The sequence below is a fragment of the Burkholderia sp. Se-20373 genome, from assembly GCF_017104705.1.
Classification (GTDB): Bacteria; Pseudomonadota; Gammaproteobacteria; order Burkholderiales; family Burkholderiaceae; genus Burkholderia.
In genome coordinates, this window is sequence record NZ_JAAGPH010000028.1 from 18,985 (window position 1) to 30,527 (window position 11,543).

The 11,543-nt window shown below is 61.5% G+C and carries 7 protein-coding genes; 1 reads left to right on the forward strand and 6 read right to left on the reverse strand.

The genetic code is table 11. The annotated features are described in order from the left end of the window. Positions 1-26 precede the first annotated feature (26 nt). Complete coding sequence (locus G3N96_RS12385) at positions 27-1,319, forward strand: glycosyltransferase (protein ID WP_346778889.1); 1,293 nt, start codon at positions 27-29, stop codon at positions 1,317-1,319. A gap of 21 nt (positions 1,320-1,340) precedes the next feature. Here G3N96_RS12385 and G3N96_RS39855 read toward each other — a convergent pair whose 3' ends face one another. The 6 genes from G3N96_RS39855 to G3N96_RS12415 form a co-directional block, all read right to left on the reverse strand. After that, a complete protein-coding gene (locus tag G3N96_RS39855) occupies positions 1,341-3,305 on the reverse strand; it encodes a GSCFA domain-containing protein (RefSeq protein ID WP_346778890.1) in 1,965 nt (654 codons plus the stop codon). Positions 3,306-3,383: 78 nt separating this feature from the next. Next, positions 3,384-4,283 carry an NAD-dependent epimerase/dehydratase family protein gene (locus G3N96_RS12395; RefSeq protein WP_206137391.1) on the reverse strand — a complete coding sequence of 300 codons (900 nt, stop codon included), beginning with the start codon at positions 4,281-4,283 and terminating at the stop codon, positions 3,384-3,386. 23 nt (positions 4,284-4,306) lie between these two features. Next, complete coding sequence (locus G3N96_RS12400; RefSeq protein ID WP_206137392.1) at positions 4,307-7,327, reverse strand: glycosyltransferase; 3,021 nt, start codon at positions 7,325-7,327, stop codon at positions 4,307-4,309. A 61-nt stretch (positions 7,328-7,388) separates the two neighbouring features. Next, positions 7,389-8,510, reverse strand: a complete 1,122-nt coding sequence (locus G3N96_RS12405; RefSeq protein ID WP_206137393.1) for a glycosyltransferase family 1 protein — start codon at positions 8,508-8,510, stop codon at positions 7,389-7,391. Between the two features lie 106 nt (positions 8,511-8,616). Then, positions 8,617-9,654: a GDP-mannose 4,6-dehydratase gene (gmd, locus tag G3N96_RS12410; protein WP_071333965.1), complete on the reverse strand. Its 1,038-nt coding sequence runs from the start codon at positions 9,652-9,654 to the stop codon at positions 8,617-8,619. A 211-nt stretch (positions 9,655-9,865) separates the two neighbouring features. Next, positions 9,866-11,032 carry a polysaccharide biosynthesis/export family protein gene (locus tag G3N96_RS12415; protein ID WP_206137394.1) on the reverse strand — a complete coding sequence of 389 codons (1,167 nt, stop codon included), beginning with the start codon at positions 11,030-11,032 and terminating at the stop codon, positions 9,866-9,868. Between the last annotated feature and the right edge of the window lie 511 nt (positions 11,033-11,543).

Sequence of the window (11,543 nt, forward strand, 5' to 3'; positions counted from 1 at the left end):
GTCGGATCGCTCCGATAACACAAGACGTGCGCGCAATTCGCCCCTCCCTGCTGGTTCGCCTGCAATGCAACCTGGCGACGAAGCTTCCGTCGCCGCTGATGGCCATAACGCGTCGCTACCTGCGAGGGCGCGCGGTACGCAAAGCTGCACCGGATGCACATCGCACACGGCAGTTGCTGATCGACGTCTCGATCATTGCGCGACATGATGCAGGCACGGGCATTCAGCGCGCCGTACGCTCGCTCTCACAGGAACTCCTGAAAGCGCCGCCGCCCGGATTCGAAGTGCGTTTCATTCATGCGACGCGCAAACGCCCCTATCGCTACGCACATGCGTACACGGCAGCACTGACCGGAGCGGCAGCAGCCGATACATCCGACGAGCTCGACGCCCGGCCGGGCGATCTATTCATTGGCCTGGATCTCGCGAGTCGCATCCTGCCGGCGCGGCGCACCGATCTCGTCGCGCTGCAATTACGCGGCGTGCGGTGCGCATTCGTCGTCTATGACCTGCTGCCCGCCACACATCCGGCCTGGTTTACCAAACGCTCGTCGACGGCCTTCCGCAAATGGCTCGCAAGCCTTGCGCTGCACGCCGACGCGCTGTTCTGCATTTCCGACGCCGTTGCCCAAAGCACCCGTACGTGGTTTCGCACCCACTACCGGCTGCCGGCCGGCGCACCCGCCGTCGATTGGTTTCATCTTGGCGCCAATTTCGATGCATGCCCTGACGAACCGGCACGGCCGGCGCGCGCGATATCGCCCGCTCAGCCCGTGACATTGCTGATGGTGGGAACGATCGAGCCACGCAAGGGGCATGCACTCGCGCTCGGCGCACTCGAGATCCTGTGGGCGCGCCGGGTACCCGTCAGGCTGGTTGTCGTGGGCAGAAAGGGCTGGCGTGCAGATGACATCGTCGAGCGCCTGCATCATTGCGAGCAGATCGGTCATCCGCTGACCTGGCTGCGAGACAGCAACGACGCGATGCTGGAACAACAATATCGTGACGCGCACGGTGTACTGATGGCATCCGAAGCCGAGGGATTCGGCCTACCGCTCGTCGAGGCCGCTCGTTACGGACTGCCCGTACTGGCGCGCAACCTCCCGGTCTTTCGAGAGATCGCGGGATTGAACGTCGAATATTTCGATTCGGTAACCGCGATCGCGTTCGCGGACGAGTTGGCGGGATGGGTGGAAAAGGTTCGGGCCGGCATTGCGCCCGACAGCCGGCAGATCCGGCCGCTGACGTGGCGCGAAAGCGCCGCATGCTTCAGTGAGCTGATCAGCGGCCTCGATCGCATGGAACCGCTCACGCACTGAGCGCGCGAGCGGTTCCATGCGTCAGCCAACCTGGAAGTTGGCAATCGCCTCCTCGTCACACACGATGCTTGCGAGCTCTCGATGCGCGCGAATCGCTGCGTCGGATTTCGCATCGTCGGACGTCATGTAGTGGCTCAGGAAGAGGCGCATGACATGCGCCACGCCCGTCTCCGTCACTGAGCGGAGATCCTCCTCGAAGTAAGCGCCCCGCGTGTACGCCCCCGTAATGATCTCATAGGAAGGGAAATACTCAACGTGTGCATTCGCCGCACGGATCTCATCGGCCGCCACCCGCAACACGGACTTGCTGTAGGTGGTCGACGTCAGCACATGTCGCGGCTCGAAAGTTGCGATCAAAGGAACTGGAGATACCGTCAGGATCACCTTGGCGGCCGGATTGATCACCCGCAGCAGATCGAGGAACGCCTGCACGTCCGCAACCACTTCGCCAGCGGTGAAATTGACGAACTCGTAGCGTTCGGGATCCATGCTGCCGCCTGCAACGCCTGGCGCAAGCGGATAAACCGCGCCGTCCTCTTTCGAGCGCCAGCCTTCAGTCAGGCCGAGCGTGAAGACGAGCACATCCATCTGCTCGAACATCGCCCTGACAGCCGCGAAGTGCACGTCCCTCGCACGCACCAATTCATCGAGATCGGCGAATCCGTCTGGCTCGATTTGCGGTCGGAAGGGATCGACCAGACGCCCATCGTCGCGCGGCCAGTAATGCTCCGCCGGAACGAAATCGCCGTTGATACGCTGGATCAACTGCAGAAGCTGACGCGCAGTATAGACATTCCCGTAGCGCGCGGAGAATACGCCGAAATTGCGTGCATGGGCCTGCGAAGCGTCGAGCTCCGGCGGCGCCGTCTCACTGACAAGATAATTGAAGCCGTTCGCGCTCAGGGTTCGCGCAATGTGCTGGGCAAAGCAGCTGCCGGCGGTTGCCACCTTCTGCTCACTCGCGACCGTGAAGCGCGGAGGCGAAACCGGATCGACATCCTGCATCGCCGGCTCGGCGACCGCACGTTTCCAGAAATGGAAGTCCGGCAGGCCGCGGTAAGGATTACCCTTCCCCGGTGCGTGCTTGACGCGCCCCTGCGGCTCGATCCGCTCCCCGCTCGCGGTGAAGCCGAGCAGGTGGTCGTACTCTTCGAGACGGAAATTCAGCGGCTCGAGCGTATCGCGCTGGAACTCCGCGTAATGGGCCACCGATTCCTCAACGAACTGCCGCAGGCTGATCGTGCCGTGCGGGTCATGGCGCTTGAACGCATAGTCACCCGACAAACCCAGTGACTCGGCAATCTCGGGATAAATCGGCCAGACAGGCATCGTGCGCAAGTCGTCGACCACATAGCGCGCGGCGTTGCGACTTTGAATCTCGATGCCGAGCTTGGTGAGCAGATCCGCGCAGACATCCGCAATCACATGAATCGACGGATGGTTGAACGAGCACATGAAACAACCGGACTTGGACCAGTTGTCGATGCGCTCCGAGAGCGGCAGGCCAATTTCGTCGGCCTCCTGAAGAAAGGCCGCCTTCGCCGTAGGCCATGCATCCAGATAGCCGAGCCGCGAGAACGTCTCGTGCCCGAACGATGCAACGATCTCGTCGACCGACAACCCGCGCACATAGCCATGCAGCACGATCGCCGAATTGTAGTGAGCCATCGGCGTGTAGACCGTATCGACCTTGCCATCGTGCCGGGTTCCGCGAACGTACGTCATGTCCGGATGAAAAGCCGGGAACGCGAAGCTCGGGAAATAGTGAACCTTGTGCGCATATTCGGGTGCGATATGCGGCTCGATCATTTTCTGCGCCAGCACGACATCGTAGTCACGCAGAAGATCGCTCAGTTGCACACTACCGTCCCAGAGCTTGGTGATCACGACAAACTCGATGTCCAGCGTCGCATTCATCGCCATCAGGCACTTCGACAGACCTTCACCCTGGCAATTCGAAGCAATCGCGATTTTCGTATCGGAAATTCACTTGTCATGTGTTCAGAATTCGCGTGTCACGCGAGCGCCCGTGTCGCCACGCGCCACCCGCAACTGCACATGCCATCAGCGCAAACCTTCCTCGGTTGCCGCAACGAGCATCTCGCGCATCACGTCCGTAATCGGCTGCAACGGCCGGCGATCCGGCAGCAGACGATCGAGCTTCTCAGTGCTACCGAGCAGGCGGAACACCTCGTTGGCACGCATGAATTCCGGCGCGGCAACGACTTCGATCTTGTGTCCGCAGATGTCCGCAATCACGTCGAGCAATTCCTGCACCGACGTCCCGCGTCCCGAACAGATATTGACCACTTCACCGTACGACGCGTCCTGCCCGATCAGGCTGGCCAGTATGTCACAACATGAATGAACGTCGATGTAGTCGCGCACCGGCTCGAGACGGCCGAGCCGGATCGACGGCTCGCGCCGCGCGAAATGCCGGACCAGCTTCGGTACGATGAAGGAGCTGCTCTGCCCGACGCCGATCAGGTTGAATGGGCGCGCGATCGTGATGTCGTGCCGATCGCCGAAATTGCTGACGACCCGCTCGCACGCGAACTTGCTGATGCCGTAGTGACTGACCGGTAAAGGCACCAGATCTTCCGACAGCAGGCTGGTCTTCTGATTGCCGTAGACACCCGCCGTGCTGACGAATATGAACCGGCGCCGGCTGCCGAGCGAATCGACCGCCTGCATCAGGTTCTCCGTACCGACGAGATTGGTCTCGTAGTATTCGAGCGTTGCGCCCTGCGTCACCGATGACAGTGCCGCGAGATGAATCACGACCTCCGGATCGGCCGCGCGCACCACTTCGTGCACCCGATCGCGATCGCGCAGGTCGCATACCTCGGCACCGTCGCCGCCACGCGTCGTGGTTCCGACGACCGTGTGCCCCAGTTCCTTTAGTTGATGGACGAGATGCCGTCCGACGAAACCTGTTGCGCCCGTCACCAAAATTGAAGCCATCGTGACCCTCTCTCTCCGATTCGTTATGCCGACCGCGTCAGCGTCGATGCCGCCGCCGATCGTGCTTCATTGGCCCGCACCTTTTCGGCGTGGGCTTCGTACAACGCGTCGAGCAGCATTTCTGTCGACTGTTTCCAGGTGCGCGGCTTCCAGTCGCGCCTGATGTGCATTTCCCGCTTCGCCACGGCTTCGGGATGCGTGATGTAGTAACCAATACGATCCGCCCACGCGAACGTATCCAGCGGGTCGACATACTCGACTAGGTCGCGCCCCGTCTCGCGCAACGGATCGACGTCCGCCGTCAGGCAGAACTTGCCGTAGCTGAGGCTCTCGGGCAACGTCAGGCTCCATCCCTCGTAGAACGACGGAAGCAGCGTGAATCGGCAATGCCGGTACAGCACATCGAGCTCCTCGTCGGTCGGGCTGATCAGCAGGATACGGTCCTTCATCCGCGCATCCGCGCGGAGAATCGTCAGGAAATCAGTGGATTTCCAGCCCTCCTTGCCGATGAACACGAGTTTCGGCAGATTGGTCTGGCCACGCGCATACAGCGTCACGTAGGCCTTGTACAACGTCTCGTGATTCTTGCGCGGCTGAATGGTTCCGACAGTCATGATGAAATCGCGGCCCACGCCAAGCCGGTCGAGCACGGCCTGATCCTCCACGTTCGTGCCGCGATGCTCGACATTGATGTCCGAGCCGAACTCCATGTAGTCGCTTCGCGGCGTCTTCCAGCCGTTCTGCTTCTGGATCGCGATGCCATCGCGCCGGGCGGTCTGGCCACCGTAGACGATGTGGTCGAAGTTCTGCGACGCGAATTCCACGAAGCGGTGATAGCCCTCGCAGGTCTCGGGCTGGTGCAGGTGCGGTACGAGCAGCGGCGTCAGGTCGTAGATCAGCTGGGAAGCGACAACCGCATTTCCTTGCCGGCTGGCGCGCGCCGCGGCGCTCATCAGCTTCTGCTCCCATTCGATGCCGGCGAAGAACACGATCGAGTTGTCCGGGAATTCGTGAATGATCGCCGGGTGACCTTCATATGCGCCATGCGACGCCCGGAACGGGCTGCGATAACCGGTGCCGTCAGCCTCGTGCTTGTGCCAGAAATCGTGGAAGCTCTTGTACGCGACCGTCAGATCCGAATCGTTGAACAGCCACAGCAGCATGTCGTGCGGAATCTCGAACATGTGGCCGTGATCGTGCGCGAAGAAGTGCGTATTCGGTGCCAGTTCACGCAGATAGCGAGCGAACGTGAGCTCGGCGCGAATGATGCCGTTGACGCCACCCTGCCAATGGAGATACGTCAGCGTCAGATCCATCCAGATTTCGGGCTCCCGACGCGTCGGCACGGCAGTCGCCACGAAGCGCTTCACGTGCTGGTGAATCGCCTGCGCGGTGTCCTTCCACGTCGTGATGGTCCAGTCTTCCGCGATACGACGCTCGTAGCGATGCAGCGCAGCGTCGTCGGTGGCGTAATGCAGGATCTTGTCGGCCCACGAGCGCGCATCCCACGGCGATGCGTAATCGATCAGGTCGCGACCGATTTCCCGCAGCGGCGGCGTATCGGCGGACAGGCAGAACTTGCCCTGGCTCAGGCTTTCCGGCAGCGTCAGGCTCCAGCCCTCATAGAGGCTCGGCAGGACGGTGAAGCGGCAATGCTTGTAGAGCGCCGCGAGTTGGCTATCGGTCGGAGACAGTCGCAGCACCTTGCCCACCAGACGGGGATCGCGGTCGATCGAATCGACGAGATCAGCCACCTGCCCAAGCTGCCGCCCGCAGATGACCAGTTGCGGGGTGTCTTCCGGCCTCTCGGCGAGCGCCATCAGATAAGCACGGTACAGCGTATCGTGGTTCTTGCGCGGCTCGATCGAACCCACCGTGATGATGAACGGACCGGTAATGCCGACTTCCTCGAGGAGCTTGGCGTCCTGCGACGAATCGGTCGACTTCATGATGTCCGAACCGAACTTGACGGCCTCGCCAGGCGGCGACGGCCAATTCATTTCCGCCTGAAGCGCACGCGTGTCCTTCTTCGCCGTTTCACCGCCGAACAGCGTGAAGTCGGCGGTCTCCGAGATCCACTTGATGTAGCCCTCGAACTTGTTCTGGCCGATCTCCGAGTACAGATGGCGCGTCTCCGGACGCAACAGGATGATGTCGTATATCAGGTAGACCACGAAGATGTGCGGGAACGCCGCCTTCACCTTCGAGAAATAGGCTTCCTTCTGGCTGTCCATCCAGCCCACGCTGACCACGACGTCTCCCGCGCAATACGGATGGTGGAGCGTGCGCGGGTCGGGCAAGTCAACCTGCACGCTGCGCGCGGTCGACGGCTGGCCGGCTGCCTTGCCGGACTGATAGCGGTCGAAGAACTTCATGTACGCGTCGATGACGTTCGGAGCGTCGAATAGCCACGCAAGCTGCTCGTCCGGAATCTCGACGAACCCGTTACCCTTTTGTATCGAGAAGCGCACGTTCGGGTCGGTCTTCTTCAGGCCCCAGGCAATTTCAAGTTCGGCGCGCACGATGCCGACCACGCCGCCCGTCCATTCCATCGACGTCGTCAGGTCGAACCAGAACACCGGCTGGTTGCGCGGCGTCGCGCGCGTGGGGCCGCGACGGCCGGAATCAACGACCGCAGGGGGGGCGCCGACCGGCGCAGCAGGGGTAGGCGTCTGCACCGGAGAAGCCGCGAGAGCAGGCGATGCGACACCCGTTCTTGCCGGTGCCGGACGCGAGCGAAACAGTCGTAGCAGGGACTTCATCGGCGCGCGAGCCGCCAGATAGCGCGCGACGAACGCGTCGAGCCCTTCCATTTGCACGCGGTGCTGCTGCCCCTCCGCCGACAGATGCAGATCCGCGATCACGCGCGCCTTGCCATCTGCGCGACCGAGCAGCCCGAGGTAATGCTGGCGGCCGCCCGCATCCGGCGCGCGCCCCAGCAAGGTCCGATAGGCGCGATCGACGAATGCTTCTCCGTCGAGAGCAAGGAGTTGCTCAACAGTCGCCCAGTTCGGCGTGTGGATGTCGTGGTGGTGATTGCTCATGTTGTAATTGAAAATGTCTGTTCCGGAAGCGGCTCTGCCGCGCCCGCATGTCGACGCGCATTCACTGCGCCAGTTTCCTACAAAGCGCCAACGTCCGATCTCCGCACGTGGACCAGCGATGCCGCGAAGCGACTTCGAGCCCTCGGCCGATCGCATCGGCACGCCACGCATCGTCGATCAGCACGCGCTCGATGCCGCCCAGCAGTTCGTCGTCGTGATCGGGTTCGACGAGCCACGCGGCCCCGCCCGCCACTTCCGGTAGCGACGTGCTGTTCGACGTCAGCACCGGCGTTCCGCTCGCGAGGGCCTCGAGAACAGGCAAGCCGAAGCCTTCGTAGACCGAAGGAAAGAAGAATGCGTGTGCACCGGCGTAGAGCGACGGCAACGATGCTTCCGGAACAAAACCGAGGTAACGCAGCCACCCGGCCTGCTCCGCCTGCTCGATCTGGGCGAGCAACGCATCGTTGAGCCACCCTTTGCCGCCCGCCAATACCAGCGGAAATCGTTGCCTGAGCGACACCGGCAGCCGCCCGTAAGCGCGAATCAGTCGATCGACGCGCTTACGCGGCTCGAGCGTCGACACGCACAGTGTATAGGTGCCCGCCCGCAAGCCGAACACGGCCAGCGCCGTCGTCAGCTCGTCCTCCGCGTGTATGCGGTACGCATCGCTGACACCGAGCTGGATGGCGGTGATGCGCTCGAGCGGCCAGCCGAAATAGGCCGCAACCTCATGACGGGTGGCCTCCGAATCGGTAATCAGATGCCGCGCGCGCGCAAGGGTCGACGCGAATCCCGTTTCGAAATGACGGATCCGCTCGATCGGATGGGTTTCCGGAAACTTGAACACCGAAAGGTCGTGCACTGTCACGACGCCGCTTTCCGCCGCCTCGGGAAGAAAATAATTGGGACCGTGACAGAAGTGGCTGCCGATCTCGCGCGCAAGACGCCAGCGCGCCAGCCTGCGCGAATGCAGCAGCTTTCCCCAGCCGGACTTCCTGGGCGCGCCTGCGAGGCCGCCTGGCCGCAGCAGAAGTGCCGGGTCGTTGACCCAGCGCGCGCCGTGCAGGAAACGGACCGGCTGCTCGCACGATGTCGCGTGGTAGTGCCGGGCAAGCTCCCACGTGTAGCGACCGATGCCGGTCAGCGGATGAGCAATTGGATCAACGGATAGGATCAGCTTCACACAACGGTTCCATCTTTTTCCACGCCCCCGACGGCGCACCGCCCCGCAGCGGGCAAGCCGTCGCGGGGCGGTGTACGACGCGTGCCGCCGCTGGGGCGGCCCGCCTTCAGAACGACGCGCCTGCTTCGTTACGCCGAATATCCGCCTCCACCATCATCTGGCACAGTTCTTCGAGCGTCGTGCGCGGCTCCCAGCCCAGTTCCTCGCGTGCCTTGCGTGGATCGCCGATGAGCAGATCCACTTCAGCCGGACGATAGAACTTCGGATTAATTCGGACGAGTGTCTTGCCCGACGCGCGGTCGATACCAATTTCCTTTTCGTCGCGGCCTTCCCATACGAGGTCGTAGCCAGCCGCCTTGCCTGCCATCGTCGCGAAGTCACGCACGGTTTCGGTACGATTGGTCGCGAGTACGTAGGTATCGGGCTGATCAGCCTGCAGCATGCGCCACATCCCTTCGACGTACTCCTTGGCGAAGCCCCAGTCGCGCTTTGCATCGAGGTTGCCAAGTTCCAGCACGTCCTGCTTCCCGAGGCGAATGCGGGCCATGCTGTCCGTGATCTTACGCGTCACGAATTCACGGCCGCGCAGCGGGGATTCGTGGTTGAACAGAAGACCGCTGCAACCGAAGATGCCATAGCTCTCGCGATAATTCACCGTCATCCAGTGCGCGAACAGCTTGGCCACTCCATACGGGCTGCGCGGGTAGAACGGTGTGCTTTCAATCTGCGGAATCGCCTGTACCTTGCCGAACATCTCCGACGTGCTCGCCTGATAGAAACGGATGCCGGGGTTGACGATGCGAATGGCCTCCAGCAGATTCAGCGCACCAACACCGGTAATGGACGCGGTCGTGTTCGGCTGCTCGAACGACACGCCGACGAAGCTCTGCGCGGCGAGGTTGTAGACTTCCGTCGCCTGGCTCGTCTGCAGCAGACGGATATTCGCGCTGAGATCCGTGAGATCGTACTCAACGAGATGCAGATTCGGATGGCCCATGATCCCGACTTCTTCGATGCGCCAGAAATTCACCGAACTGGTCCGACGGTACGTGCCGTACACCGTGTACCCTTTCTCCAGCAACAGTTGCGCGAGATATGTTCCGTCTTGACCAGTGATGCCGGTAATAATTGCTGTTGCGCTCATCGATACTCTCAAAGATAGTCAGAAAAAGTCTCTGCTTTCAGTCGGGCTGGCTGATGGCCTCATTCCCGCGGCGATGCCGCCCGCCGTCACTGCACTACAAACGTCCGCTTGCCCCGGCATGTGGCCGGCCGCAAACGCTCAATCGCTCCGAAAATGGAAACGCCGGCGCGCGATGCGCGCGCCGCCTAGTGATGCCGTTCCGGCTACCCGCTTAGCGGAAGGTTTGCACGCCCGTAATAATCGGATATGCCACAGAGAACACGACATTCAGGAATTTCTGCACTTCTGCGATCGGGGCATTCGAGACGTACAGCAGATCCTTGTTGTCCATCATGAAACTTTGCGCGACGAAGAACGAATTCGGATCGCGCAAATTGACCCGATAAACAACTGGCACCTTCCCGTCCACAGTCGTACGCACCGGCGAAATCGGCCAGTCAAGCGCACTGGCATCCTCCAGCCGGAAAATGAATACCCCCTGCGCATCGGAGCGCGAGTCCTGTAGCCCGCCCGCACGAGCGAGCGCCTGAGCAAGCGTGATCCCTTGCGCTTCGAAATTGATTTCCTCGTTCTTGCCTGTCGCACCGAGCGCCATGAAACTGTATGGCTGAAACAACGCAGTGACGACGTCGCCCGCATGCAGCGGAATGTTTTGTCTCGGATCCCTGATCACGGTTTCGAGCGGCATCGCCACGACCTTGCTGCCGCGCGTAACCTGGATCGTGACCTTGTCGATCGGCTGACGCACGCCACCTGCACCCGCCAGCGCATCAAGCAAGCGCTCTCCGCGAGCAGTCAACGGCAAGCGGCTGCTGGTCGTCACGTCCCCGACGACCGTCGCGTACGACGTCGCGTTACGAGCCAGCTTGACCAGGACTTGCGGATCGTGGGCAATGTTCCGGAGCCGGGCCGCGATGTCCCGCTGCAGCTGCGCCGGCGTGCGTCCCACCGCCTTCAGCTGCCCTGCGAACGGCACGTTGATCGACCCGTCGCCATCGATGGTCTGGTCCGGCAATACCGTCACGCGCGCGTTGCTCGGGCCGCCCTTGACGTCCGTCTGCGCGGCGCCGAACAGAGTCGCGGGCGGGGCCTCCCAGATCGATACCTCGATCGTGTCGCCCACCCCCAACTGCTGCTGGAATTCGGTCCCGCTGCCCAGCACCGCCGCAAAACTCGACGTGCCGCGCTCGGCGAACAACTTGCGGGCAATCTGATCCGTCACATCCACAATCTGGATGCCCTCCGGATTCGCGCTTCTCGCAGATTGATCAATCTGCGAACGACTCGGTCCGGACGTCGGAATACTCGAGCATCCGGCAAGCAAAGCCACACCTAGGACGCACCCTACCCAAAATGATCTGCTTGACGAAAGCTGCATGTATTGCAAAATCGAGATATGAATTTGCTGCGGATTGTCGCATGTTGTCGACCGGCGTGGCGCATCTCATGCAAAATATATGAGATACGCAACAACTGGAAGCGCCCGGCCCGATCATAGCAAACAGTCATTGCACTTCTGTGTCACGCACCTTTCTGGACGCCCCCCCAGACTCATATCGTATCGGGCAGTATCCAGCGAGAGTCAAAAGCCCTCAATTATCAAATGCTGCGAATTGAAGCAGGCGCAAGCCAGCCTCGGCGAAAGCCGCTTCTCGGGCGTTTTATCAGTACCGCACAAGACTTCCGGCGGACATCAGACAAGCAACGCCGCGACGGTGACTTCCCGTGCTTTTTACGTTTGCTTATCGAAGGCCGTTCTTATTTCAAAATAGAGATAAGAATTTTCCAAGAATTGTCGCATGTTGTCAGCTAGAATGGAGCATCTCAAAAAAATTATGGGATACGACGCTGGCTCCGGCACGCGGCCGTTCACACTCTTACAAAAGACC